We start from the raw sequence: 26,859 nt of genomic DNA, 5'->3' as shown, positions 1-26,859 counted from the left end.
ACAAGCACAAACAATGATCAAAAAAATTCTCGCCAGCGTACTGATGTCCGTCTCGGCAGCCGCGTTCGCGGTGCCATTCGGATCGCAATCGGTGCTCGTCATTGAAGACGGCACCGGCAAGGTACTGCTCGAAAAAAATGCCGACCGCGTCGTCTCGATCGCCTCGCTGACCAAGCTGATGACGGCCATGGTGGTCCTCGACGCCCACCAGGACATGGATGAAATGATCGCGATTAACCAGCGCGACGTCGACACCCTCAAGCACAGCACCTCGCGCGTTCCGGTCGGCGCGAAGATCAGCCGCCGCGACGTGCTGCAGCTGGCGCTGATGTCGTCCGATAACCGCGCCGCCGCCTCGCTGGCGCGCACCTTCGAAGGCGGCACGGTCGGTTTCAAGGCGGCGGTACGCGCCAAGATCAAGGCGCTGGGCATGACGCAAACCGTGATTGAAGAACCGACCGGCCTGTCGCCGGCGAACAAGTCGACCGCCGGGGACCTGGTCAAGATGGCCGCGGCCGCGGCCACCTACCCGACCATCGTCGAGATGACCACCGACGCCAAGGACATGATCCGCATTAACGGCCGCCGCGTGGAATACCGCAATACCAACCGCCTGGTAGGCGCCAAGGGCTGGGACATTGGCCTGTCGAAGACCGGCTACACCGAAGAAGCGGGCCGCTGCCTGATCATGCGCATCACCACCGCCGGCAAGAACGCCACCCTGGTGATGCTGAATGCGAAATCGAGCTCGTCGCGCGTGCTCGACGCCCTCAACATCCGGCGCTTCATCAACGGCGGCGAATCGCCGGTGATGGCAAAGGCGACAGTGCGCAAGCCTTCGCTGCGCAAGCGCGCCAAGGTAGCGTCGAACAAAAAGCGCCGCCGCCGCTAGACGGCAAGGACAAAAAAAACCGGGACGCGTCCCGGTTTTTTTATGCCCGCGCGATCAACTCACGCAATCCGCTGGCGCGCTGGGTCTTGCGCAAAATCGCCTCGCCCAGCACGGCGCTCGCCGGCGAGACCAGCGTGAACCTTTCGCTGGCGCGCGTGATCCCTGTGTAGACAAGCTCGCGAGCGATCATCTTGCCGTCACGCGGCAGCGCCATCACGGTATGCCGGAACTCGGATCCCTGCGATTTATGCACCGTCATCGCATACGCCGTCTCCACGTTGCGCAAGCGGGTGGCAAGTACGCTGCGTACCTTGTCGCCTTCGAGGAAGTACACGCGCAATGAACCCGGCCGCACCGGATCGTTCAGGGTCAGCCCGATATCGCCATTGAACACGCCGGTGCCGTAATCATTGCGCGTCACCATCACCGGGCGCCCCACATACCACTCGCCGCGGCGCCGGATCAGCCCCGCGCCTTCCAGCTTCTGTTCGATCGCGCCATTGAGTCCTTCGACGCCCCACTCGCCTTCGCGCACCGCGCACAGGATGCGGAACGCCTCGAAACGGTGCAGCACGCCGCGCACCCAGGCCTCGTCGCCCGCGCCGCCGCCCTCCCCAATCGCAGCCAGGCAAGGCGTGTAGCCGTCGATGGCCAGTTGCACGACATGCTGCTGTTGCGCGTGCTCGATCCACTCGACATCGCCGCCGCCAGCCCGCAGCACCTCATGGGCGCGCTCGACGTCGCCGGCGTTGACCGCCAGCGCAAGCTGCCCGATCGGGCCGCCGAAACGGCGGCTGTGCCGCAGCATCACGGTCTGCTGCGCCAGCGGGCCGCCGGTGCCGGTGTATTCAGCGGGTATCGCCTCGCCGCTGGCGGCCAGCGCATAGTCCAGCGTCGCCTGCGTGTAGTTGCCCGCCTGCGCGTCGTGGCAAAGGTCGCCCAGCACCGCGCCCGCCTCCACCGACGCCAGCTGGTCCTTGTCGCCAAGGAGGACCAGGGTCGCATGCGGCGGCAACGCGTCCAGCAGGCTGGCCATCATCTCCAGGTGCACCATCGACGCTTCATCGACGATCAGCACGTCGACATCGAGCGGGTTGCCCTTGTTGTGCGCGAACGAGCGCGTGTCGGGGCGCGCGCCCAGCAGGCTATGGAGAGTGCGGGCGGCGCCCATGCGTCCTGCCAGTTCCTTGAGCTTCAATTCACCGGCCTTGCCGGACAGTTCGTCCAGTGCCTTGTCGATGGACTGCTTCAGCCGCGCCGCAGCCTTGCCGGTTGGCGCCGCAAGCGCAATGCGCAGGTGGTCGGCATCGTGGGCTGTCGCGAACAGCAGCGCAATCAGGCGCGCCACGGTGTAGGTCTTGCCGGTACCAGGACCGCCGGTGATGATCGATACCGAGCCTCGCAGCGCAATCGTACTGGCCAGCTTCTGCCAGTCGGGCGTCTCGCCTTTGCGCTCAGACGCAAAAAGGGCAGCCACCTTCGCTTTGACGGTCGCGGCGTCGACTTCACGCACCTGCGCCGCGCGCGCGCGGATGGTCTCCGCCACCAGCGTCTCGTCGCGCCAGTAGCGGCGCAGGTAGAGGCGGTTTCCATCGAGGACCAGCGGCTGGTCGAAATCGAAGTCGCCCACATGCCATACCTGCTCGGCGGAGGTCAGCTGCTCGCTCCATCCCTTGACGTTGCGCGGCAGCGTACCGGCGGCGGCGGCCAGTTCATTCCACTGCTCGGCAGTCCAGCCAAGCAGCCCATACGGTCCGGCGGCAAGCTCGTCCAGCACCAGGCAACTGTGGCCGCGCCCTTCCAGCTCGGACAGCACCAGGCAGGCGACCATCAGCGCGGGCGAGTCGCTGCCGAGCGAGGCGACAAAGCGCGCGAACGCGCCCGACAGGCGGCGCATTTCGCCCGCTTCGGTCAGCAGCGCGACCTGGTCCCACAGCACCTCGTTCGTCATGCACCCTCCCCCGCGCCAAGCAAGGCGTCGATCCCGTCGAGCAGCCCGATATCGGGTTCGATCAGGTAGCAGCCGCGCGTCTTCTCATTGGCGATACCGCGCAGGAAAAGGAAGATCGCGCCGCCAAGCTGGTGCGACGGGTCATAGTCGCCGCCCAGGCGGCTCTTTAACAGCCGGTGCAGCGCAAGCATGTAGATCGCTCCCTGGATATCGTAGCGGTGCGCCGCCATCCCTGCCGCCATCGCAGCACGCGTGTAGGCCGCGTCGCCAGGCCCCAGCGCATTCGATTTGTAGTCGAGCACCCAGTAGCGGCCATCGTGTTCGAACACCAGGTCGGCAAAGCCCTTCAGCATGCCGTGCAGCTGGCGCTCGGGCAGGACTGGCCGCGCGGTATCGCCAAGCAGGCGCATGCGGCACAGCCGGTCAAGCTCGCCGGAACGCAGGTGCTCGCTGGGGAACCAGAACTCCATCTCGGGCAGCACGCCTTCCAGCGCGGACAGCGGCACGCCGAGATGCGGTAGCGGTGTGCTGGCCACCGCACGCAGCCAGGCGATGGCGTCGTCCTGCCGGTTGGCCCAGCCCGCGCGTTCGCAGCGTTGTGCAAGCCGCGCCTCGAAACCTGCGTCGTCGACGATGGCAAAGCCTTCCTGCCCCATCCACTCAAGCTGCTCGTGCAGGAAGTTGCCCGGTACCGAGCCGCGCGGGAAGCGGTGCCACGGCGCGTCTTCGGTGCGTACCAGAGGCGCCGCATCGGCTTCTTCAAGCAGTGTTTCTTCTTGCGCGCGCATTGGCGCGGCGCTGGTCTGGCGCGTCAGCGAGGTGAATGACCCCACCGACCAGTCGCGCTCGAATTCGCCGTCGAATGGCGCGGCGTCGACAAGCGCCGGGCGCACGTCGTCGCGGTCGAGCATGGTCACGCCTTCCGGCGCGTCAAGCGTGCGCAAGTCGATCGCTTCCACATCGCCGCGCAGCCGTTCCCAGTGCGCCTGCAGGTCCGCGGCCGCAATCGGGTTGCCGCCGCCCAGCAGGTAGCCAAGCGCCGAGTCGTGCAGGCGGTTGGTTCCGCCCTTGGGCGCCGCCACGGCGGCAACGCCCAGCCACAGGAAGTGGCGCGCGCGGGTGAGCGCCACATACAGCAGGCGCAGGTCTTCCTCGATGCGGGCACGGTCGACCGCGCTCAAGGCCTCGTCAGACAGCGCCAGGTCGATGCGGCGCACGCCGTCGCTGGCCACGAACTCGAAGAAGCTGCGGTTGCGGCGGTCGGTCTTGCGCGCGGTGACTGCAAACGGCAGGTACACCAGCGGATACTCCAGGCCTTTCGACTTGTGCACGGTGACCACCTTGACCAGGTCGGCGTCGCTTTCAAGTCGCAGCACGCGCTCGTCGCTGCTCTCACCCTGCCCTGCCACCTGCTCGGCGAACCAGCGGATCAGCGCCTGTTCGCCATCGAGCTGGCTGCTGGCCGACTGCAGCAGCTCGGCCAGGTGCAGCAGGTTGGTCAGCCTGCGTTCGCCGCCCGCTTCGCGCAACAATGCCGAAGGCAGGCCCAGTTCGTGGATGAAACGGCGCAGCATGGCCAGGACGCCCTGGCGCTGCCACACGGTGTGCAGCGCCTTGAGCTGTTCGACCCGCACTTCCCATTCCAGCTCGTCGGCCGACAGGCGCGCCAGTTCAGCCAGCGGCAGGCCGGCGGTGCGGGTCGCAAACGCCGCGCGCGCAAGCGAGCCGTCGAGCGGATTGGCCACCGCATGCAGCCAGCGCAGCACGTCGGCCGCCTCGTCGCTGTCGAGCACCGAGTCCTTGTCGGACAAGTAGACGCTGGCCACTTTGCGCTGGGCCAGCGCATTGCGGATTGCCGCCGCCTCGCGCCGGTCGCGCACCAGGATGGCGATATTGGCCGGCACCAGCCGGGTGAATTTGCCGTCCTCGTCGAACCCGGCCTTCGGGTCGTTCAGCACGCCGACGATATGCTCAGCGCAGTGGTGGGCGAAGAACTCGCGGTAGTCGTCGGCGCGCAGGTCGTCCCGGTCGCTGCAGCACACGGCCAGCGCCTGGTAGGGCCCATCGACGCCGACCAGCTTCTCCGCCTTCGCGGTTGCGCCGACAGCCTCGAACGGCAGCGGGTTGATGTCGCCCTTGCGGAAGCGGAAAGCGCCGGCGGCATAGCCACAGTTGTCGCCATGCCCTTCCGCATGCAGGAACAGGCGGTTGACCGCCTCCACCAGGGCCGCCGTCGACCTGTAGTTGGTACCGAGCTGGTAGTGGCGCCCCTCGGTGGCGGTGCGCGCGGACAGGTAGCTGTGGATGTCGGCGCCGCGGAAGCCATAGATCGACTGCTTGGGGTCGCCGATCAGGAACAGGCCGTGGCTGCTGTCGTTGTCGGCCACCCGGTACAGCAGGTTGAAGATGCGGTACTGGTCGGGCGAGGTATCCTGGAACTCGTCGACCATCGCCACCGGGAACTGGTCCGTGATGCGCTTGCGCAGCGCTTCGCCATTGGGGCCTTCCAGCGCCGCCTTCAGGCGGTCGAGCATGTCGGCAAAGCCGAACTGGCGGGCGCGCCGCTTCAGCTCCGCCATGCGCCGGGCGATGCTGGCGGCCGCATGGCGGTACAAGCCGTGCGACAGCGGATCGATCGCCTTCAATGCGTCCCACAGGTCGGTGGTGAATTCAAAACAGGCTGGGACCTCCGCCACGAAGCCTTTGCTGCACGCATCGATGATGCCGTCGGGCGTCAGGCGATGCCACGCGGTGTCGGTCATGTCCGGCATCAGCATCACGGGGTCGAGCGCCCAGGCGCGCAGCGCGTCGAACCACTTGACCAGCGACTCGGCGCGCAGCTTGTTACCGTTGAAGCACTTGGGAGCGATGTCGCGCTGGCCCGCGATCCAGCGCTCCATCTCGCCGGCCCGCTCGAACCAACCGTGCTTTAGCTGCTCAAGCTTTGCCCGCTGCTCGTCCTGTACCCGCGCGATCAAAGTGTCGAGCGGCTCGTCGGGCGCGGGACCCAGCACATCGACCCGCCGCACCAGGTCGCGCACCGACTGCTTCAGCGCGCCGACGTCGGGCCAGCATTCGAGCAGGCTTGTCAGCGCACCGCTCCTGAGCGGATAAACATTCTGGCGCCAGTAATCGTGCGCCGCGTCCTCGAACAGCGCGTGCTCGTCGCTGACCAGTTCCTCGTCAAACAGGCTGCCGCTGTCGAACGCGTGCTCACGCAGCATGCGCTGGCACCAGGCGTCAATGGTGAAGATCGCCGCTTCGTCCATGGTCTCGGCGGCCAGCACCAGCCGGTGCGCGGCGAGTTGCCGGCCGCCGTTGGCGTCGCAGTCTTCGGCCAGGCTGGCCAGGAAAGGATCGTTCAGCTCACGCTCGCCGCGGAAAAAGGCGGCCGCTTCCACCAGGCGCTCGCGCACCCGGTTCGACAGCTCGCGCGTGGCGGCGCGGGTGAACGTCATCACCAGTATCTCGGACGGCAGCAGCGGCCGCGCAAAACCGTCGGCGCCGCCGTGCCCGAGCACCAGCCGCAGGTAAAGCGCGGCGATGGTCCAGGTTTTGCCGGTGCCGGCGCTGGCTTCGATCAGGCGCGAGCCGTGTAAGGGAAAAGTGAGTGCGTCCAGTTTCATGCGTCATCCAGCTCCAGCACGATAAGCTCGACGTGCTGTTCGATCCATTCGGCCAACGGTCCGTACATCGCCTTGGCGCAGTCGAACCATTCGGGGTCGGCGGCAAGCGCGGCAAAGTCGGGCCACAGGCGCGCCAGGCATTCGTCGGCGACTTCACCCGTCAGTTCAAAGCCGCCGTTGTACGTTGCACGCGGGTCGCCGCCCTGCACCAGCGCAAGCGCGGTCTTGCAGGCCACCGGCAGCGGCCGGTCAAGGTTGCGGCGCCACAGCGATACCAGGACGCCCAGCTGGGCTTGCGCCAGCGAGCGGTCCAGCGGCGCCATGGTAAGGATGGCGTCGCGCGCGACCAGGTAGCCGGTGACTTCGACGCCTGACGCCGCCGCGGCAAGCTGGCGCAGCCAAGGGACAATCAGCTTGTCGGCGCGCAGCCCGCCTTTTTTCTTGTCCAGCACCCGCGAAGACATCTGCAACAGCCACACGGTCCCGCCGCCGCCCGAGCGCAGCTTGTCGATCCAGTCGTCCAGGTGGATGCCATCGAAGTCGAGGCTCAATGCCAGCTTGGGCGCGTCGTCCTTGAAACGCGCGCACAAAGCCAGCCACGCGCTGCGCACCGGCACCAGTTCCTTGACCAGCTGGTCCTGCCAAAGCTCGCCGACCAGGCCGATCGGCAGCACGCCCTCGCGCGCAAGGCGCTGGGCGCGCGCGGCCAGCACCGCCTGCACTTCGTCGCGCGCTTCCTGTTCGCTGCCATCGTCCAGCAGGCTGTCCTCGAGGAAGTAGCGTTCGAGCGCGTCGAGCGAGAACGGCTCTTCGTCCTCGCCCAGCAGGTCAGGTTCGGCAAACGACACGCCCAGGCGGCGGCGGAAGAAGTGGCGCGCCGGCTGGCGCAGGAAGTCGGCCAGCTCGCGCAGCTTCAGGCGGTAGTCCGGTTCCAGCTCGTATGGCGGCAGGTCCTTCGCAGCGCCGGCCGCCTCAATCCCGTGGGCGGCGCGCCATTCGCCCGCATAGGTCAGCAAGCCGCCTTCCTCGAAATAGCGGCGGCTGAACGGCTGCAGCGCGTGCACGGTGGTGAGCGCATCGAGGTCGACTTCCCAGCCCGCCGCGAGGTAGTCGCGCAGCTGCGACACCAGCACCGATGCCGGCTGCTCGCTGTTGTCGCGCACATTGCGCCCGACCCAGCTGATATACAGCTTGTCGCGCGCGGCCAGCACGGCTTCAAGCATCAGGTAGCGGTCGTCGTCGCGGCGCGAGCGGTCGCCCGGCCGCGCCATGCCGGGCAGCGCCAGCAGGTCGAAGTCGGCCTGGCGCGCGCGGCGCGGGAAGTCGCCGTCGTTCATCCCCAGCAGGCAGACCACGCGGAACGGCACCGCGCGCATCGGCATCAGGGTGCAGAAGGTGACGCCGCCGGACACGAACTGGTGGTTCAGGGTCGGCTCGTCGAGCGCGCCGAGCCAGGCTTCGCGCAGCACCGCCAGCGGCACTTCCTCGTCGTAGCCCGCGTTGTCGACCGTCTCCAGCCAGCCTTGCAGCGCATCGTTCAATTGCGCGACTGTCAGCTTGTCGCCTTCATCTTCCGGTTTGAAGAACGCGGCAAGCATGGCGCGCGCCTGTGCGCCCCATTCCTGCGGCGTGCGCGATGACGACAGCGTCGCGCGCCATTCCAGCAGCGTTACGATCAGCTGGGCCAGCGATCCGGCCAGTGCGGCGTCGAGGCCGCCGACTTCCGGGTAGGGTTCGATGTCGCGGAAGTTGGCGCCGGCGCCGCTGGCATAGCCAAGCAGCATGCGGCGCACGCCGAAAATCCACGCATTCTGTTCGCCCGCCGAACCAAGCCCGAGCCCGTCGCGGTGGTCCTGGTCGAGGCCCCAGCGGACGCTGGCACCTTCGATCCACTGTCCCAGCGTCGGCAGGTCTTCCGCATCGAGGCCAAAACGGGCCGCCACCGCCGGCACGTCGAGCAGGTCGCGCACTTCGCTCTGGCGGCAGCGCTGCTGCGGCAAGCGCAGCAGCCATTCCACCGCCACCAGCAGCGGGTTGACGCTGCGGTCCTTGACGTCGCCGATCTCGAATGGGATATAGCGCGGGTCGCTGCGCTTGTGCTGGTCGAACACCGCGTGGATCGCGGCCGAGAAGGTGTCGATGTCCGGCACCATCACCACCACGTCGCGCGGGCGCAGCGTGGGGTCGCGTTCGAACCACGACAGCAGCTGGTCGTGCAGGACTTCGACTTCGCGCTGCACGCTGTGCGCGATCGCGAACTCGATCGAGCGGTCGCCTGCATCCGGTTGGGTGCGAAGGTGGTCCCGGACCGGCGCCATGTCGCGCACGGCGGCCTGCACCTGGGCCAGCAAATCGCCGCCTTCGCCTTCGCTGAACAGGTCGATGCGCACGTTGTCGAAGCGTTCCTGCTCGCCGCTGTCGAATTCATCGAGCATGCGCACGAAGTCGCGGCCCTGGCGCCCCCAGCTTGCCAGCAAGGGGTGGCTGTGCGCGTGCATTTCCTCCAGCGGGATGGCCGACAGGTCGACGCCCCCGCGTGCGCCCTGGCGCTTGCGCGCGGAGGTCAACAGGTCGCGTCCTTCGATGATGTCGCCCCAGTAGAACTGGCACGGGTTGGGCACCGCCAGCAGCACCTGCGTGTAGCGCGACAGCGCCGCCACCGCCTGCAAGGTCTGGTACGGCAGCGCCGATATGCCAAACAGCACAACGCGGCGCGGCAGCCGGCCGGCGGGCGCCAGGCCCGCGTCGCTGGCTTGCACGAACTGTTCGTGGATGGTCGCGCGGCCGGTGCCGCGCGCATGTTCGGGCACGCTGTCGATGACCGCCCGCCAGAGCTGGCCCTGCCAGCGCTGGTCCGGCGGCAGCGGCGCCGCCTCGCCACGCGCATTGCGCAGCTGGTCACGCCCGGCGGCCCAGTCGGACAGCCAGTCGGCGCGGTACACCTGGTATTGGTCGAACAGGTCGGACAGGCGCTCGGCCAACTGCAGCCGGCGCTCAGGGTCGCCGTCGCCCAGGAAGTGGCGCAGCGGCTGGAACACGGGGTCGGACAGCAGCGCCGGCAGCAGGCGCATCAGGCGCCAGGTCAGCGGCCCCTTGTCGAAGGGCGACTGGCTCGGCACGCGCTCGCGCCCCAGCATGCCGCGGTAAGCCTCCCACAGGAAGCGCGCGGGCAGCGCCACGCGCGTGGCCGCGCACACGCCCAGTTCCTCCGCCAGCGCGATCTTCAGCCACTCGGCCACCCCGTTCGACTGCACCAGGATGGTTTCCGGCTCCAGCGGGGCGAGCGGATTGTTACGCAGCCATCCGAATACGGCGGCGCGCAGTTGTTCCATCTGGTTGCCGTGCAAAATGAGCAGGCCGGGCGTGACGGGTGAAGGCATGTTGGGGAGAATGATACCGTACGGACGGGACCGCACAGGATACTCTTTTTACCCCGCCGGCGACAAGTTCGCCCGCCCTGCTACACGCCGCCTTCTTGTTGCACGGTGAGTTCCTGCGCGATGTGCTGTTCCAGGTCGCGGAGCAGCGCATGCATGCGCGCCACCAGCTCGCGCGCCTGCGCCTGGTCGAAGTTCCCGCGCATGTTTTCCAGCGCCAGGCACATCTGCCCGAAGCTGGTGGCGCCAACCGCCCGCGCCGACGACTTGATCCGGTGCCCCAGGTCCGACACGCGTTCGCGGTCGCCGCGGTCGAGCGCCTGCCCCAGCTCCGCCAGGCCGTCGCGCGCGGAGTCGAGGAACATGAAGGCGTATTTGCGCATCTTGGCCGGGTTGCCGCCGAAAGTCGTCGACAGCGCCACCATGTCGAGCATGGCCGGATCGCTGGACGCCAGCGGCGCTGCCGTCATGCGCGTGGCCGCCTGCGCAGCTGGCTGCGGGGTGCGGCGGCGGCCCAGGCGGCGCGGCCGCGAAGCCAGGCAGCGGGCGATGGTTTCAAACAGCACATTGGGGGCAATCGGCTTGGTCACGAATTCGTCCATGCCCGCTTCGATGCAGCGCTCGCGGTCTTCCTTGCCGGCGTTGGCCGTCATGGCGATCACCAGCGAGTCGGCCATGCGCGGGTCGGAGCGGATCATGCGCGTCGCCTCGAAACCATCCATCACCGGCATCTGCACGTCCATCAGCACGCAGTCGAATGCCTCCTTGAGCATCATGTCGAGCGCCTCGCTGCCGTTGTTGGCGATGACGACCGTCGCGTGCACGTCCTCCAGCAGCTCCTTCCCTACCTGCTGGCTGAAGATATTGTCCTCGACCAGCAGGATGTACGCGCCGTCGATCTCGTCGAGCACCGACTGCTGCACCTGCTGCGGGCCGCTGGGCAGGAAGGTCGAGCACTTACCCAGCCGCGCGGTGAACCAGAAGGTGCTGCCCTTGCCACGCTCGCTTTCGGCGCCGACGTCGCCGCCCATCAGTTCCGCCAGTTGCTTGCTGATGACCAGGCCGAGGCCGGTGCCGCCATATTTACGCGTGGTCGACGGGTCGGCCTGGTGGAAGGACTGGAACAGGTCGGCCAGCTCATCCCGGCTCATGCCGATGCCCTTGTCGCGCACTTCGAAACGGACCAGCACCCCTGATTCGGTCTCCTCCAGGCAGTGGGCGCCGATCCGCACGGCGCCGTTTTCGGAGAACTTGATGGCGTTGCTGGTGAAGTTGAGGAGCACCTGCTCAAGCCGCAGCGGATCGCCGCGCAGCTGGTGCGACAGGCCGGGCGCAATGTCGAACTCCAGCGCCAGCCCCTTGTGCGCGGCGACGTCGCCCAGCTGCGCGGCGATGTTCTGCATCAGCGTGTCGATGTCGAAGTCGAGCACCTCCAGGTCCAGCTTGCCCGCCTCGATCTTGGAGAAGTCGAGGATGTCGTTGATGATGCCCAGCAGGTGCTGGCTTGAATGGAAGATCTTCTCGAGGTAGTCGCGCTGCTTCGGATGCGTGACGGTTTTGAGCGCAAGGTGCGACATGCCGATGATGCTGTTCATCGGCGTGCGGATCTCGTGGCTCATGTTGGACAGGAAGTTGCTTTTGGCCTTGTTCGCCGCATCGGCCTGCGCCTTCAGTGCATGCAACTCGGTGACGTCGGTGGACAGGCCGATGACGGCGGCAACCTGGCCGTCCACCCGCACCGGCACCTTGACCGTCCACAGGTGGCGCACCTCGCCGTCAGGCAGCACAAACTCGCCCTGGCCGGCCTGGCGCATGCCGTGCTCGAAGACTTGCTGGTCCTGTTCCCAGAACATGTCCGCGATGTGCTTGCCCATCAGGTCCGAGTCCAGCTGGCCGATGATCTCTTCGGCGGGACGGCCCATTACCTCGGCGGTCCGGGCGTTGACGTAGATGTAGCGGCGCTCGCGGTCCTTCATGTACACATGCGCGTCGACGCTGTTGAGCACCGAGTCGAGCAGCGCGCGGTGTTCCACTGCGCTGCGGCGCGATGAATACAGCGTGAAGAACAAAGCGTAAATCAGCATGGTGCCCGCAAAGCCGGTCACCATCGCCACCTGCGGGAAATAGCGGTCGAAGGTGGTGTACAGGTCGTTCTTCCTGACCCTGAACTGGGCTTTCCATCTGAGGCCGCTGGATTCCACCGGCAGCACCGTCTCGATGTACTGCGCGCGCTCCTCGGCGCTGATGGTGCTCCTGTCGAGCGTGCCGTCCTCGTTGAACAGCAGGGTGTCGCCGGGTTCAACCTCCATTGTGCCAGCGCCGGGCGTTGTATCGGTGTACAGCGACAGCTCGACGCCGGAAACCGGCAGCTCGTTCAGCGCGCCGCGTACCAGCGCCGGCACCGAAAAGCTGATGCCCACCGAACCAAGGTAGGCGCGGCGCCGCTCCTCTAGGCTGGCTAGCGGCGCGCCGGTGCGATACACCGGCATGCGCATGCCCAGGCTGATGTGCGGGGTCGGAAGCCTGACCAGGATCCCCTGTCCCGACGCGCCCAGCCGGCCAGTGTCGCGCGACAGTCCAAGCACCCGGTCCACCGCCGGCTTTGCCGACATGTCGGCGCCGAACTGCGGGCCTCCGAATGGCATCGGCGCCAGGTAGGTCAGTACCGTGTAATAGGGCCGCCGGCCGGCCGGATTGATGTCGAACTCGGGGTGGCCGCCCGGCGCCAGGCTGCGGTCTGCGCGCACCGAGGCGATAAATGCGTCGCGCTCATTGTCGCGCAAGTACACGGCGAAGTTGGCGTTTTCGATCGCCGGGTAGTTGGTGGCAAGGTCGAGGGCGTCGATGTATTCGTGGAACTGGCGGCGGCTTAAGGTCGCATCCTGCGTGCGGAACACCGCCTGCATGCCGCGCACGACGTCGGCATAGGTCTTGACCCGCGCCGACAGGCTGTACTGCGCACTGCGCGCCACGCCGTCGAAGCGCATGCGGGCGTCGGTGTCGGAAGTGCGCAGCGCGCCCATATACAGCAAGGCGCCAACGATCATCGACAGGACCAGCCCGGCGCCGAGCAGCAGCGCGCGCGATGCGGCGCCACCCGTCACCGGATTGCGTAAGCTGCGCGGAATCGCTTCGTTCATTGACCGTCCTGGCAGGCGGGCGCAGGGCGCGCCCGTTCGTCTATATCTGGTATCCAGCATACTTTAATGTCGTGCTGAAACAAAATCCGCTTGTAGCAAATCTGCACGCGCGCGGGATTGACTGCGCTGGCTGCCCGGTGCATATTGCCAAATCGAAAAAATCAAAAACTTGAAAGAATGACCATGAAGAAAGTGGCAAGCGGGCTCTTGCTGGGACTGGCCGCGCTGGCCGGCGTGCGCGCGCAAACGCCCGGCGCGCCGGCCGACAAATACCTGTGGCTCGAAGAAGTCGACGGCGCCGACGCGCTGGCCTGGGTAGCACAGCGCAATGCGGCCGCACGCAAGGAACTGGAGGCGGGCGAACGGTTTCCAGCGCTGCACGCGCGCCTGAAAACCATCCTCAACGCCAAGGAGCGCATTCCCTTCGTGACGATGCATGGCGCGTATGTCTACAATTTCTGGCGCGACGCCACCCATGTGCGCGGGATCTGGCGCCGCACTACCCTGGCTTCGTTCCAGCACAGCGAGCCGGCATGGGAAACGGTCATCGACGTCGACCGCCTGGCCAGGGACGAAAACGAAAACTGGGTGTGGGCCGGCGCATCCTGCCTCAAGCCGGACGGCGAGCGCTGCCTGGTGTCGCTGTCGCGCGGCGGCGGCGACGCCCATGTGGTGCGCGAATACGACCTGGCGGCGCGCAACTTCGTCAAGGACGGCTTCGTGCTGCCCGAAGCGAAAGGCGGCGCCAGCTGGATCGACCGCGACACCGTGTTTGTCAATACGGACTTCGGCCCGGGCTCGATGACCAGCTCCGGCTACCCGCGCATGGTCAAGGAATGGAAGCGCGGCGCGCCGCTGGGGCAAGCGCGCCTGGTGTACGAAGCCGGGGAAGGCGACCTCGCGGCCAGCGGCTGGAAGGACTTCACGCCTGGCCACGAAAATGAATTCGTCGAACGCCAGGTGACCTTCTACACCAGCGAGATGTTCGTGCGCGAAGGCGGCCAGCTGGTGCGCGTGCCCAAGCCGGACGACGCCAACGCCTACACCGTGCGCGACCAGCTGGTGCTGGAACTGCGCTCGGACTGGACGGTCGGCGCCACCACCTATCCGCAAGGTGCGCTGCTGGCGACCGGCTTCAAGGACTTCATGCAAGGCGGCCGCGCGTTCGACGTGCTGTTCGCGCCCTCGCCAACCCGCTCGCTGGACGGCGTGGCCGTGACGCGCAGCGCGCTGCTGGTCAATGAGCTCGACAAGGTGCGCAACCGCCTGGTCGAACTGCGCCGGGTCGACGGCAAATGGCAGCGCCGCGCGGTCGATGCGCCGGCGTTCGGCGCGCTGGGCGTATCGGCGGTCGATTCGATCGGCTCGGACCAGTACTTCCTGACCGTCACCGACTTTCTGACCCCGACCACGCTCTACCTGGGCCAGGTGGGCGAGGACCGCCGCGCGCTGCTCAAGCAGATGCCGGGCTTTTTCGATGCGGCGCCCTACACCGTGCGCCAGTTCGAGGCGAAGTCGAAGGACGGCGCTATGGTGCCCTACTTCGTCGTGATGCGTAAAGACGCGAAGATGAACGGCAAAAACCCGGCCGTCCTGTATGGCTATGGCGGCTTCGAAGTGTCGCTCAAGCCGTCCTACAGCGCGGTGGCGGGCCAAGCATGGCTGGCGCAGGGCGGCGTGTATGTGCTGGCAAACATCCGCGGCGGCGGCGAGTTCGGCCCGCGCTGGCACCAGGCAGCCCTCAAGGACCAGCGCCAGCGCGCCTTCGACGACTTCATCTCGGTGGCCCAGGATCTGATCCGCCGCAAGGTGACCAGCCCGCGCCACCTGGGCATCATGGGCGGCAGTAACGGCGGCCTGCTGGTCGGCGCGGCCATGACGCAGCGCCCCGACCTGTTCAACGCGGTGGTGTCGCAGGTGCCGCTGCTGGACATGCAGCGCTACCACAAGCTGCTGGCTGGCGCGTCGTGGATGGGCGAGTACGGCGATCCGGACGATCCGGCGCAGTGGGCGTATATCTCGCGCTATTCGCCGTACCATAATGTATTCGCCGACAAGCGCTATCCGCGCGTGCTGTTTACCACCTCGACCCGCGACGACCGGGTCCACCCGGGCCACGCGCGCAAGATGGTGGCGAAGATGCAGGAACAAGGCCACGATGTGCTGTATTGGGAGAACACGGAAGGCGGCCACGCCGGCGCAGCCAACAACGACCAGCAGGCGCAAATGTGGGCGCTGACCTATTCCTTCTTGCTTAACCAATTGAAGTAGGCGTATTCCCCATTTTTAAATCAGAAGCCGCCTACCTCCGCGTTCAGCCATCCACTGTGGCCGCAACAGCCACGCAAGGCCCCGCCGCCGCCCGCCTTCCCCTCTGGCGCGCGGCGGCGCCCGCCGACCTGCCGCACATGGCGCAATCTCAAGCTAATATTTCTATCAGGTAGCCACCGCCAAGTCCGGCGGCTGTAATGCAGCTTCCCCATTGGAAGCTGCCTATGCCTGACCTCGCGTTCATCCATCCGCTCCTCGTCAAAAACCCGCTGCCCCACGATGCCCTGCATGCCGCGGTGCGCCAGGTGGCAACCGCCGGCGCCCAGCTCGACACCCGGCTGCGCGCCGTGCTGCCGCGCGACCGTGGCATGGCCAGCCTGGCCGCCGCATGGCTGGCCACCGTGCGCCCGGCGCTGTACGGCGGCATCGACGACGTCGCCGCGTTCGCCGACCGCCTGCGATCGAGCCTGCCGCCGCTGTGCGCCGCCGGGCCGTATGCCGCCACCGATACCGGCGCCTGCAAGACCGTCAACGACGGCCTGCAGGTGCTCAGGCTGGCCGCCGTCGCCCACGCGGCCGCGGCGCTCGACGGCACGGCGGCGCTGGCCAGGCTGGAGCGCTTCATCTGCGCCGGCGAACAGGACCCGGCCTGCGCGGCCTGCGTTGACGGCTGGCAGGCGATGCTGTCGGCGCAGCGCGCAATGGAGCGCGCCTGGCATGGCGTGGTGTGCGGGTTCAACGCGCTGCTCGGGCAGATGGCCGGCGCCACGCTCAACAGCGCCCTGCTGGTGGCCCGGCTCGATGTTGCCCACGCCGGATGGAGCGACCTGGCGGCGCACCTGCGCGCGCCATCGAGCGCGCCGCGCGCGCCGCATTCAGCGCGCGGCGCCGCGCAAGACGCATGCGCGGCAGGGCCGAAAAGCGTCTCCGCCTTCCGCCACAACGGCATCGGCGACGGCGCCGATGCGGTGGCCGCCGTGATTGGCCTGCTCGATTCGCTCGCCGCCGGGATCGCCCAGCTGCCCTCGCCCGGCGCCCACTGCGCACCACTGGTAGGCCGCCATATCGACGCGGTACGCGCGCTGGCGCAGGCATGGCCCGGGCGCCTGCGCCCGGAAGTACTGGCATCGATGGCCGCGCTCAAGCACTTCGGCGAACAGTTCGTCGAAATCGAGGCGCCGCGCCTGCAGGCTTCCCTTGGCCGCATGCGGCGCCAGGACCTCGATGAACGCGGACAGGCCGCAGCGCTGGTGACGGACGTCGGCGGCCGGCTGGGCGCGCTGGCAAAGGGCTTCGACGCCGTCGCGCCTTATATCGGCGAATACCTGTCGTCGATGGCGCGCGCCGCGCTCGACCTGGAAACCGACACCGCCGCAGTGGCCCGGCGGCTGCAGGCCGGCCAGGCGCGCGCCGAGGCGCTGGCTTGCCTGGCCAGCCGCCTGCGGATGCGCCTGCACACGCACGCCAGCCGGCGCTGGCTGACCCGGCTGCTGGAATGCCTGCCCGGAATGGGCCGCCGTTCCCCCGGCGCCAGGCTGGTCGCCGTGGCGCATGAACTCGATTCGCTGCGCAGCGCGCAGGCCTGCACCATGCAGGATGCCGCCAGCCTGCAAAGCCTGCTTCCCGCCCTGTCGTCCTACCTGGCGGCGATCGACCGCCTGGGGGCTGGCGTGGCGGCGGCGCTGGCCGGCACCTCTGGCTTGCAGGGGCAACTGGCCGAACTGCATGGCGTCCTGCTGGCCGATCCCGCCAGCGGCGCCATTGCCGGCGCCCAGCTGCGCGCCGCGCTGGCCGACTGGCGCACCATCGCGCGCCGCATCGGCCGCCTGCCGCCCGTCGACCCGGGCGCCTTCAGGACGCCAGCCGGCGCCGCTCGGACATCGCTTCATGGGTAGCGGCGACATCGACGTACAGCGCCACCGCGGTTTCGATCCCGATCGCCAGGGGCGCCCCGAAACGCCGGGTGACAACGCCGGCGCGGCGCAGCATGCGCTCGATGGCGGTGGTGGTCACGGTCACGTACTGGTCGATGCCGGCATGGTAACCGTACGAGATCACCTCGGCGATCGACTCCATCGTAATCTCCGAAAACCCGAACGGGCCGCTATTTTCGGTTTCGATCGCAAAGCGGCTCAGTTCCCAGATGCGCGGGTGCTGCGGCGCGTCCTGGCCATGCAGCAGCTGCGAGAACGAGTCCTTCAGCATGTACGGGCCTTCTGTGGGGAGCAGGCGCCAGCAGCCGCGCAGCGGCCCGCCTGCATCGCGGATCATCATGTACATCGGCTCGAGTGCATCGTAGCCGTCGATTTCCATCCCGCTCAGGACCGGCACTTCCCAGCCGAGCCGGTCCTTGAAGACCTTGGCCCGCAGGGTATGCATTTCCCACAGGTCCCTGGATTTGAAATCACGCCTTGCCGCTATACGAATTTGCAGTGCCATGTGTCACCTCGCTATCGAAGATTTATGCAGCTCGCATAAAAGAATCATGCAGATTCGATAATTAGATAACTAGCAGGGTTGCTAGGTGGCTAGGCTCGCCTGAGGTGGAATACTGCCTTTTTCAGACAAAGGACGACAGATGAACCAGGATTTCACGTATCAGGAACTGGACATGGACCAGCGCACCGTTTCCGACGACAGCAGTAGTGAATCCGGTGGCCTGCATAGCAGCGAGCTGAAGCGGTTCCGCATCAGCAAGCGCGAGAGCCAGGAAAAGTTTTGGGGACGTTTCGGCGTCACCCAGTCGAGCGGCAGCCGCTTTGAAACCGGCCTGGGGATCCCCGCGCCGGTGGCGATTCTGGTCAAGCTCTACCTCAACGGCAAGCTCAGCGATGGTGATCTTCCGGGGTAAGGATGCCCATGCCGATGGCCTTCACCAGGGCCTGCTGGCGGGTGCTGACGCCGAATTTCTGGCGTACGTTACCAATATGAAAGTTAACGGTCGCTTCCGAGCAATTGGTGATCTTGGAGATCTCCCACGAGGACTTGCCGACCATCACCCAGTTGAGCACTTCCAGCTCGCGCCGCGTCAGGCGCGGGCGTTCCTGCGCCGGCGCCGGCCGGATAAATTTCAGCGAGGATTCGAACGCGTAATCGCGGATCAGCGACAGGCTGGCTATTGCCTGGACCGTGTCGCGCGGCCCGGGCGGCGCGTCGGACGCAAAGCTGACCACGCCGAACTCCCCGCTGGGCCCGTGGATCGGAAAGGTGATCCCGGAACGGATGCCGTGCCCGCAGGCTTCCTCATAGAACTCGCGCTGGCGCGGGCCGTCGAAGGTGTCAGGCTCCCACACGATGGGTAGCGAACTGGCCAGGCAATGGGTCACGGTCGGGTCGACATAATGCAGGCGGTCGGCATCGTAGCGGTCACGCCAGCTGCTCGAATAATTACTCTGCAAGAAGGCCGATTCCAGCTTCTCCTGGCGCGAGGCCACCACGCCATACAGCACCTGGTCGAAACCCTGCCGCCTGGCCAGCAAAAACAAGGCGTCGCGCCAGGCCGCCTCGTCCTTGCAGTCCAACAACTGCGTCAGATGTCCCATGTCAACCATTACCCCTCCAGATTCCTACCGCCCATACAGCTAGTCTCATGATGCTAGACCAAGCATAACTAAAACTCAATGTCCAATAACTTCCTCATCAGCGAAATCGCCGGCTGATCACGCGCGTTCCCAAGGACGCACAGATTGCTCAAAAGTACAAGTCGTAGATTTTGCATAGCCAGTTTAATGTATTTACCTTAACCCGTGGTTTTCACGCAACTTCGCCTCCACGAATCGTGCGTCGAGGAAATTTTGTTTCGTGTAGGCTATTAAATCTTAGTATGTTATTTCACATGTGAAATTGTTAAACTAGGTGTTCATGGCATACTCTTGTTTACAGTGCGTCCTCTTGACGGAAAGGCGTGCTGGAGTATTGTTCGACCCTGCAGCGAAGTGACAACTCCATTTCTTACAGGTCCAGTCTGGCGTGCAGATTCCGAAAGTTTTATTGGTCAACGATGACGCGGCGAGCCTTTTCGCGCTCGAAAGCCTGTTGACGCCTGCGGAATCGAACCCCTACGAGCTGGTCACGGCGACGTCGGGCAAGGAAGCGTTGCGCCGCGTGCTGACCCACGAATTCGCGGTCATCCTGCTCGATGTGAACATGCCCGGCATGGACGGCTTCGAGACCGCCGAAGCGATCCATTCGCATCCGCGCAGCAGTTCGGTGCCGATCATCTTCATCACCGCCTACTACGCCGACGAGATGCACCGGCTCAAGGCCTACCAGTCGGGCGCGGCCGACTATCTGTTTACACCGGTGATCCCGCAGGTGCTGCAGACTAAGGTCGCGGTGTTCGTCGACCTGACCCGCAAAAACCTCGAACTGCGCGCCAAGACGGCCGAACTGTCGCAGCTCTACCAGGACCTGCGCGTGCAGCGCATGCAGGACCTCGAGCGCATCAACGCCGAACTGGAACAGGAAGTCGCCGAGCGCAAACTGGCCGAGCAGCGCGCCCATGACCTGTCGATCCGCGACGCTTTGACCGGGCTGGTCAACCGCCGCTCGCTGATCCAGCAACTCGAACACGCGGTGGCCACCTGCGACCGCCACCGGGGCGAATGCGCACTGCTGTTCCTTGACCTCGACCGCTTCAAGCAGGTCAACGACACCCTGGGCCACCACCTGGGCGACGAACTGCTGCGCCAGGTGGCGGCGCGCCTGCTGGCGTCGGTGCGGGTGTCGGACGTGGTGGCGCGCCTTGGCGGCGACGAATTCGTGGTCCTGCTGGAAGGGAAAGGCGCGGCCGCCAACGCGGCGCGGGTCGCGCGCAAGATCAGCCAGGCACACGCGCGCCCGTTCGAGATCGACGGCCACGGGGTCCACACCGGCACCAGCATCGGGATCGCCCTGTACCCGCAGGACGCCGACAATGCCGCAGCCCTGATGCGCAACGCCGACCGCGCCATGTACCACGCCAAGCAGAACAAGCGCGGCGGCATCGAGTTCTTCCGCGAAGAGCTCAATGCGCGCGAGAGCGAACGCGCGCTGTCGGCCAGGGAACTCAAGCACGCGCTCGACAACGAAGAATTCGACCTGTACTTCCAGCCGCGCGCGGGCGTGGCCGAAGGCGAACTGCGCGGCGTCGAGGCGCAACTGTACTGGCGCCATCCGCGCCACGGCCTGGTCGAGGCGCGCCAGTACATCAGCGACGTACCCGACCGCGCCCTGCTCGAGCGGGTCGACGACTGGACCGTTGGCGAGGCCTGCGCGCAGGCCTCGCAATGGCGCGACTCGGCCACCCCGCTGCCGGCGCTGCCGATGTCGGTCAGGCTGGTGTCGCCCGGGGTCGGCGCTTCGCTGGCCGACAAGGTGCTGGGCCACGTCCGCGCCTGCAAGCTGCCGGTCAAGGCGCTTGAACTGCAGGTCACCGAGCAGATGCTCGCCGGCCAGCGCGACGCCGACCCCGCGCTGCACGAACTGCACGGGGGCGGCGTTACCCTGGTGGTCGACGATTTCGGCAGCGCCGGCCCTGGCCTCGGCCTGCTGCGCACCCTGCCCTTTGCCGCGTTGCGCATCGACCCCTCATTCGTCCAGGCGCTGGGCGAGCCTGGCGGGGCCGACATGCTGGCGGCGCTGGTGCACCTGGCGCGCGCGCTTGGGCTGGGCGTACTGGCCAAGGGCGTCCAGACCAGCGAGCAATTATCCGTTTTACATTCGCTTGGATGCGACGAGTATCATGGCGAATTCCTGAGTCACGCACTGCAAGCGGCGCCGATGCTCGCGCTCCTTGAACAAGCGGGCTCCATGCTTCCTTTAGAAATGCACCGGGACTCTCCCCGGGCCAACCTTTCCACTCCCAAAAGACGAGGACAAAGTCGATGAACAACATGACCGAAATGGAAGAAGAGCTTGATGCAAAGCTTTTGCTAGCCACGCTGATGGCGCTGAAAAAAGGCGACTTCTCCGTGCGCATGCCATCCGACTGGACGGGAGTGTCCGGCAAGATCGCCGATACCCTCAACGAGATCATCGAGACCAAGGAAAAAATGGTCAAGACGGTCACCGAGGTGTCGCGCGTGGTGGGCCGCGAAGGCCGCCTGACGCAGCGCGCCGCGGTGCCGAACATGGTCGGCGGCTGGGCCACGATCATCAGCTCCGTCAACACCCTGATCGACGACCTTGTGCGCCCGACCACGGAAATGGCGCGCGTCATCGGCGCGGTGGCGAAAGGCGACCTGTCGCAGACGATGGCGCTGGAAGTGGACGGCCATCCGCTGAAGGGCCAGTACCTGCGCGCGGCGATGACCGCGAACACCATGGTGGAACAGCTGTCCTCGTTCTCCTCCGAGGTAACGCGCGTGGCGCGCGAGGTGGGTACCGAAGGGAAGCTGGGCGGCCAGGCGCAGGTGAAGGGCGTCGCGGGTACGTGGAAGGACTTGACCGACTCGGTGAACTCGATGGCGGGTAACCTGACATCGCAGGTGCGTAACATCGCGGAAGTGACGACGGCGGTGGCGAACGGCGACTTGTCGAAGAAGATTACGGTGGACGTGCGCGGCGAGATCCTGCAGCTGAAGGACACCATTAACGTCATGGTGGACCAGCTGCGCTCCTTCGCGTCGGAGGTAACCCGGGTGGCGCGCGAGGTGGGTACCGAAGGTAAGCTGGGCGGCCAGGCATACGTGCCGGGCGTGGGCGGCACCTGGAAGGACTTGACCGATAATGTGAACTTCATGGCGTCGAACCTGACGGGCCAGGTGCGTAACATCGCGGCGGTGACGACCGCGGTGGCGAACGGCGACTTGTCGAAAAAGATTACGGTGGACGTGAAGGGCGAGATTCTCGAACTGAAGAACACCATTAACGTCATGGTGGACCAGCTGTCCTCCTTTGCATCCGAGGTAACGCGCGTGGCGCGTGAGGTGGGTACCGAGGGTAAGCTGGGCGGCCAGGCGCAGGTGAAGGGCGTGGCGGGTACGTGGAAGGACTTGACCGACTCGGTGAACTCGATGGCGGGTAACCTGACCGGCCAGGTGCGAAACATCGCGGACGTGACGACCGCGGTGGCGAACGGCGACTTGTCGAAAAAGATTACGGTGGACGTGAAGGGCGAGATTCTCGAGCTGAAGAACACCATTAACGTCATGGTCGACCAGCTGAACTCCTTTGCATCGGAGGTGACGCGGGTTGCGCGTGAGGTGGGTACCGAAGGTAAGCTGGGCGGCCAGGCGAACGTGCCGGGTGTCGCGGGTACCTGGAAAGACTTGACCGACGGCGTGAACTCGATGGCGGGTAACCTGACCGGCCAGGTGCGTAACATTGCGGACGTGACGACCGCGGTGGCGAACGGCGACCTGTCGAAGAAGATTACCGTGGACGTGAAGGGCGAGATTCTCGAACTGAAGAACACCATTAATGTCATGGTGGACCAGTTGTCCTCGTTCGCGTCGGAGGTAACGCGCGTGGCGCGTGAGGTGGGTACCGAAGGTAAGCTGGGCGGCCAGGCATACGTGCCGGGAGTCGGCGGCACCTGGAAGGACTTGACCGACAACGTGAACTTCATGGCGTCGAACCTGACGGGCCAGGTGCGTAACATCGCGGCGGTGACGACCGCGGTGGCGCGAGGCGACTTGTCGAAAAAGATTACGGTGGACGTGAAGGGCGAGATTCTCGAACTGAAAGACACCATTAACGTCATGGTGGACCAGCTGTCCTCGTTCGCGTCCGAGGTGACGCGAGTCGCGCGTGAAGTGGGTACCGAAGGTAAGCTGGGCGGCCAGGCAAACGTGTCCGGTGTCGCGGGTACCTGGAAAGACCTGACCGAGAACGTGAACCAGCTGGCGGCAAACCTGACCAACCAGGTGCGCGCGATTGCAGAGGTGGCGACGGCGGTGACGCGAGGCGACTTGTCCCGTTCCATTCAGGTGGAGGCGCGCGGCGAGGTGTCCTACCTGAAGGACAACATCAACGAGATGATCCGAAACCTGAAAGAGACCACGCAGAAGAACGCGCAGCAGGACTGGCTGAAGACCAACCTTGCGCGATTCACGCGACTGCTGCAGGGCCAGCGCGACTTGCAGGCGGTGACCAAGCTGATCCTGTCGGAACTGGCGCCGCTGGTGTCCGCGCACCACGGCGTGTTCTACATGATGGACTCGCAGGAAATCGACGCGCGCCTGCGCATGATCGCCAGCTACGGCTACCGTTCCAGCCGCAAGCTGCCGACCTCCTTCCTGCCGGGCGAAGGCCTGGTAGGCCAGTGCGCGCTGGAGAAGAACCGCATCTGGCTGACCGACGTGCCGCGCGATTACATCGTGGTGTCGTCGGGCCTGGGCGCTGCGCCGCCGAACAACATCGTGGTGCTGCCGATCCTGTTCGAACAGCAGGTCAAGGCGGTGATTGAGATCGCATCGCTCGACCGCTTCACCGAAACCCACCTGTCCTTCCTCGACCAGCTGATGGAATCGATCGGCGTGGTGCTGAACACGATCGAGGCGAACAGCCGTACCGAATCGCTGCTGACCCAGTCGCAGTCGCTGGCGCAAGAGCTCCAGCAGACCAACCAGGAACTGGCGGAAAAGGCGCGCCTGCTGTCCGAGCAGAACATCGAGGTGGAACGGAAGAACCGCGAGGTGGAACAGGCAAAGCTGGCGCTGGAAGAAAAAGCCACCCAGCTGGCCCTGTCGTCCAAGTACAAGTCCGAGTTCCTTGCGAATATGTCGCACGAGCTGCGTACCCCGCTTAACTCGCTGCTGATCCTGGCGCAGCAGCTGTCCGACAACCCCGAGGGCAACCTGTCGGGCAAGCAGGTTGAATTCGCGAAGACCATCCACGGCTCCGGCTCCGACCTGCTGACCCTGATTAACGACATTCTTGACCTGTCGAAGATCGAATCGGGTACGGTTACCCTGGACGTGTCCGAGTACCGCTTCTCGACCCTGCGCAACTACGTCGACCGCACCTTCCGCCACATGGCCGAAGCCAAGCACCTGGGCTTCACGGTCGAACTGGCCGACGCCCTGCCTGCAGCGGTGATGACCGATACCACGCGCCTGCAGCAGGTTCTCAAGAACCTGCTGTCGAACGCGTTCAAGTTCACCCACCACGGCAAGGTTGCGCTGGAGATCTCGCTGGTCACCAGCGGCTGGACCAGCGACCACCCGAACCTGGTGCACGCCGACGCAGTGCTGGCGTTCTCGGTCAAGGATACCGGCGTCGGTATCGCGTCCGACAAGCTGCAGCTGATCTTCGAAGCGTTCCAGCAGGCCGACGGCTCCACCGCGCGCAAGTACGGCGGCACCGGCCTTGGCCTGTCGATTTCCCGCGAACTGGCGCGCCTGCTGGGCGGCGAGATCCGCGTCGAGTCGGTGGTCAACGCCGGTTCGACCTTCACGCTCTACCTGCCGTACAACCGGGCCGGCTTCATCAACTACGAGCAGACCCGCCAGCCACAGCCAGCGCGCCTCGCGCCGCCGCCGGCCAGCTACCAGGTCGCGCCGCGCTTCGAGAACGACATTGAAGTCATCGATGCGATCGACCATCCGCAACTGGTGGAATACAGCTCGGTGATGGATGACCGTTCGCTGATCGCCCCGGGCGACCCGTCGGTCCTGATCGTCGAGGACGACGAGCGCTTCGCCAACGTCGTCATCGAGTTCGCCCGCGAGAAGAACTTCAAGGTCATCGTCACCCAGCAGGGCGACTCCGCGCTGTCGCTGGCGCGCGATTACCTGCCGTCCGCGATCCTGCTCGACATCGACCTGCCTGACATCGACGGCTTCACGGTGCTGGACCGCTTGAAGCGCGACCCGAGCACCCGCCACATTCCTGTGCATGTGATGTCCAGCCTGCGCGAGCGCGAACGCGCGCTGCGCCAGGGCGCCATCTCGTACATGAACAAACCGGTCAGCCGCGAGACGCTGCAGGAGGAATTTACCCGCATCCAGAAATTCCTGTTGGGCGGCAAGCGCAGCCTGCTGGTGGTGGACGACGAAGAAGCACAGCGCGAATCGATCGTGGCGCTGATCGGCGATGGCGACATCCGCATCGTGACGGCCGACACGGGCGAAGCGGCGCTGGAAGCGCTGCGCGGCTCGCACTTCGACTGCATGGTGCTCGACCTGACCCTGCCGGACATCAGCGGCTTCGACCTGCTCGACCTGATCGGCAAGGACCCTTCCCTGCGCGACCTGCCGATCGTGATCTACACGGCCAAGGACCTGAACAAGAAGGAAGTCACCAAGCTCAAGCGCTATGCCAAGACCATCGTCATCAAGGATGCGCGTTCGCCTGAACGCCTGCTCGACGAGACGGCGCTGTTCCTGCACCGTTCGCACGCATCGCTGCCGGAACAGCAGCGCCGCATGCTCGACGAGATCCACGCGGCAGACGGCGGGCTGGCCGGACGCAAGGTACTGATCGTCGACGATGACCTGCGCAACATCTTCGCGCTGTCCTCGCTGCTGGAGCGCCAGCAGATGCAGGTCTCCTTTGCCGAGAACGGCCGTGACGGTATTGAAGTGCTGGAGAAGGACCCGACCATCGAGATCGTCCTGATGGACATCATGATGCCGGAGATGGACGGCTACGACACGATGCGCGCGATCCGCCGCATTCCGAAGTTTAAGTCGCTGCCGATCATCACCCTGACCGCGAAAGCGATGAAGGGCGACCGCGACAAGTGTATCGCCGCCGGTGCGTCGGACTACATCACCAAGCCTGTCGATGTGGCCCAGCTGCTGTCGCTGATGCGAGTGTGGCTGCATTGAGCGGCTTCCCTGCCGCCGAGACGGGACTGGCGACGGAAGAGCTGGAGATCGAGCTGCTGCTGGAAGCCTTGTTCCAGCGTTACGGCTTCGACTTCAGGGCTTACGACCGCCAGGCCATCCGTCGCCGCCTGTACGGCTTGATGCGCGAGCGCGGACTGCTGACCGTGTCGAGCCTGCAGGACCGCGTGCTGCATGAACCCGGCGCCAGCAGCGCCCTGCTGCGCGCGCTGTCGGTGCAGCCGGCGGCGCTGTTCGACGATCCCGGCCAGGCGAGCCAGCTGCGCATCGTGCTCGCTTCGTGCCTGCGCGCGTCGGCGGTGCCGAAGATCTGGCTGGCCGAATGCGGCGGCGCCGAGGAAGCCTGGTCGCTGGCGATCATGCTGGCCGAGGAGCAGCTGCACACCCGCACCGAGATCTACGCCACCGCGGCAAACGAGCAGGTGCTGGCCGAAGCCCTCCACGCCGGCATTCCGCTTGGCCGGATGGCGCAGTGCCGGGAAAACTACCGGGCCAGCGGCGGCACTGGCAACTTCGACGACTACTTCGAGGTCGATGGCGACGAGGCCGTGCTGGCGGCGCACCTGCGCAGCCGCATCAACTGGGCGCAGTACAACCTGGTGACCGATGCCTCATTCAATGAATTCCAGCTGATCGTCTGCCGGCGCGCCCTGCCCGACTTCGGGCCTGTGCTGCGCCGCCGCGTGCTCAGGCTGTTCCATGACAGCCTGTCGCGTTTTGGCGTGCTCGGGATCGACCGCGAGTTCGATGAGGGCGACCCGTTTGCAGCAAACTACCAGGCTGTGTTCTCGCACCAGGGATGGTATAAACGTGTCGCCTAGCGTTTGCGG

The 26,859-nt window shown here is 65.9% G+C and carries 13 protein-coding genes; 7 read left to right on the top strand and 6 right to left on the bottom strand.

Annotated elements, in window-relative coordinates; all coding sequences use genetic code 11:
- Positions 1-13: 13 nt before the first annotated feature.
- Positions 14-892: a serine hydrolase gene (locus LMJ30_RS14005; protein WP_229432931.1), complete on the top strand. Its 879-nt coding sequence runs from the start codon at positions 14-16 to the stop codon at positions 890-892.
- A gap of 40 nt (positions 893-932) precedes the next feature.
- Here the strand turns inward: LMJ30_RS14005 and recD are convergent, their stop codons facing one another.
- The 4 genes from recD to LMJ30_RS13985 form a co-directional block, all read right to left on the bottom strand.
- Positions 933-2,843, bottom strand: coding sequence for an exodeoxyribonuclease V subunit alpha (recD, locus tag LMJ30_RS14000; RefSeq protein ID WP_229432930.1), 1,911 nt, complete (start codon positions 2,841-2,843; stop codon positions 933-935).
- Positions 2,840-6,469: an exodeoxyribonuclease V subunit beta gene (gene recB, locus LMJ30_RS13995; RefSeq protein WP_229432929.1), complete on the bottom strand. Its 3,630-nt coding sequence runs from the start codon at positions 6,467-6,469 to the stop codon at positions 2,840-2,842. Before recB ends, recD begins: the two co-directional genes overlap by 4 nt.
- Positions 6,466-9,849, bottom strand: a complete 3,384-nt coding sequence (gene recC, locus LMJ30_RS13990) for an exodeoxyribonuclease V subunit gamma (RefSeq protein WP_229432928.1) — start codon at positions 9,847-9,849, stop codon at positions 6,466-6,468. Before recC ends, recB begins: the two co-directional genes overlap by 4 nt.
- An 80-nt stretch (positions 9,850-9,929) precedes the next feature.
- Positions 9,930-12,986: a CHASE domain-containing hybrid sensor histidine kinase/response regulator family protein gene (locus LMJ30_RS13985; RefSeq protein ID WP_229432927.1), complete on the bottom strand. Its 3,057-nt coding sequence runs from the start codon at positions 12,984-12,986 to the stop codon at positions 9,930-9,932.
- 183 nt (positions 12,987-13,169) lie between these two features.
- Here LMJ30_RS13985 and LMJ30_RS13980 point away from each other — a divergent pair, with 183 nt between their 5' ends.
- Together LMJ30_RS13980 and LMJ30_RS13975 are read left to right on the top strand one after the other, a co-directional pair.
- Positions 13,170-15,257 carry a prolyl oligopeptidase family serine peptidase gene (locus LMJ30_RS13980; RefSeq protein WP_229432926.1) on the top strand — a complete coding sequence of 696 codons (2,088 nt, stop codon included), beginning with the start codon at positions 13,170-13,172 and terminating at the stop codon, positions 15,255-15,257.
- A 224-nt stretch (positions 15,258-15,481) separates the two neighbouring features.
- The gene (locus LMJ30_RS13975; RefSeq protein ID WP_229432925.1) at positions 15,482-17,152 is read left to right on the top strand and encodes a hypothetical protein; all 1,671 of its coding nucleotides are present in this window, start codon (positions 15,482-15,484) and stop codon (positions 17,150-17,152) included.
- Here the strand turns inward: LMJ30_RS13975 and LMJ30_RS13970 are convergent.
- A complete protein-coding gene (locus LMJ30_RS13970) occupies positions 17,109-17,696 on the bottom strand; it encodes an acyl-homoserine-lactone synthase (protein WP_307729306.1) in 588 nt (195 codons plus the stop codon). The two genes, LMJ30_RS13975 and LMJ30_RS13970, sit on opposite strands and share 44 nt — an antisense overlap.
- Positions 17,697-17,868: 172 nt before the next feature.
- On the opposite strand from LMJ30_RS13970, the gene LMJ30_RS13965 reads away from it, so the two are divergent.
- A complete protein-coding gene (locus tag LMJ30_RS13965; RefSeq protein ID WP_229433023.1) occupies positions 17,869-18,108 on the top strand; it encodes a helix-turn-helix domain-containing protein in 240 nt (79 codons plus the stop codon).
- Here the strand turns inward: LMJ30_RS13965 and LMJ30_RS13960 are convergent.
- A complete protein-coding gene (locus LMJ30_RS13960) occupies positions 18,083-18,808 on the bottom strand; it encodes a helix-turn-helix transcriptional regulator (RefSeq protein WP_229432924.1) in 726 nt (241 codons plus the stop codon). The genes LMJ30_RS13965 and LMJ30_RS13960 overlap by 26 nt on opposite strands.
- A 418-nt stretch (positions 18,809-19,226) precedes the next feature.
- On the opposite strand from LMJ30_RS13960, the gene LMJ30_RS13955 reads away from it, so the two are divergent.
- From LMJ30_RS13955 to LMJ30_RS13945, 3 genes are read left to right on the top strand one after another with little or no spacing between them, the layout of a single operon-like run.
- A complete protein-coding gene (locus LMJ30_RS13955; RefSeq protein WP_229432923.1) occupies positions 19,227-21,125 on the top strand; it encodes a putative bifunctional diguanylate cyclase/phosphodiesterase in 1,899 nt (632 codons plus the stop codon).
- On the top strand, positions 21,122-26,011 hold the full coding sequence (locus LMJ30_RS13950) for a response regulator (RefSeq protein ID WP_229432922.1): 4,890 nt from the start codon (positions 21,122-21,124) through the stop codon (positions 26,009-26,011). The genes LMJ30_RS13955 and LMJ30_RS13950 overlap by 4 nt, the downstream gene beginning before the upstream one ends.
- Entirely contained in the window at positions 25,999-26,850 is an 852-nt protein-coding gene (locus LMJ30_RS13945) for a CheR family methyltransferase (protein ID WP_229432921.1), read from the top strand. Before LMJ30_RS13950 ends, LMJ30_RS13945 begins: the two co-directional genes overlap by 13 nt.
- The last annotated feature ends 9 nt before the right edge of the window (positions 26,851-26,859 follow it).

It is taken from the genome of Massilia agrisoli (assembly GCF_020831365.1).
Lineage (GTDB): Bacteria > Pseudomonadota > Gammaproteobacteria > Burkholderiales > Burkholderiaceae_D > Telluria_A > Telluria_A agrisoli.
The sequence above is the reverse complement of the archived record's forward strand: the minus strand, read 5'-3'. Positions and strand labels throughout refer to the sequence as shown.

Bases quoted from the DNA above. Each gene is read 5' to 3' on its own strand.
- recC (WP_229432928.1), bottom strand. From the start codon at position 9,849: ATGCCTTCACCCGTCACGCCCGGCCTGCTCATTTTGCACGGCAACCAG.
- LMJ30_RS13960 (WP_229432924.1), bottom strand. From the start codon at position 18,808: ATGGTTGACATGGGACATCTGACGCAGTTGTTGGACTGCAAGGACGAG.
- LMJ30_RS13965 (WP_229433023.1), top strand. From the start codon at position 17,869: ATGGACCAGCGCACCGTTTCCGACGACAGCAGTAGTGAATCCGGTGGC.
- LMJ30_RS13980 (WP_229432926.1), top strand. From the start codon at position 13,170: ATGAAGAAAGTGGCAAGCGGGCTCTTGCTGGGACTGGCCGCGCTGGCC.
- LMJ30_RS14005 (WP_229432931.1), top strand. From the start codon at position 14: ATGATCAAAAAAATTCTCGCCAGCGTACTGATGTCCGTCTCGGCAGCC.
- recB (WP_229432929.1), bottom strand. From the start codon at position 6,469: ATGAAACTGGACGCACTCACTTTTCCCTTACACGGCTCGCGCCTGATC.
- LMJ30_RS13985 (WP_229432927.1), bottom strand. From the start codon at position 12,986: ATGAACGAAGCGATTCCGCGCAGCTTACGCAATCCGGTGACGGGTGGC.
- recD (WP_229432930.1), bottom strand. From the start codon at position 2,843: ATGACGAACGAGGTGCTGTGGGACCAGGTCGCGCTGCTGACCGAAGCG.
- LMJ30_RS13970 (WP_307729306.1), bottom strand. From the start codon at position 17,696: ATGGCACTGCAAATTCGTATAGCGGCAAGGCGTGATTTCAAATCCAGG.
- LMJ30_RS13950 (WP_229432922.1), top strand. From the start codon at position 21,122: ATGAACAACATGACCGAAATGGAAGAAGAGCTTGATGCAAAGCTTTTG.
- LMJ30_RS13975 (WP_229432925.1), top strand. From the start codon at position 15,482: ATGCCTGACCTCGCGTTCATCCATCCGCTCCTCGTCAAAAACCCGCTG.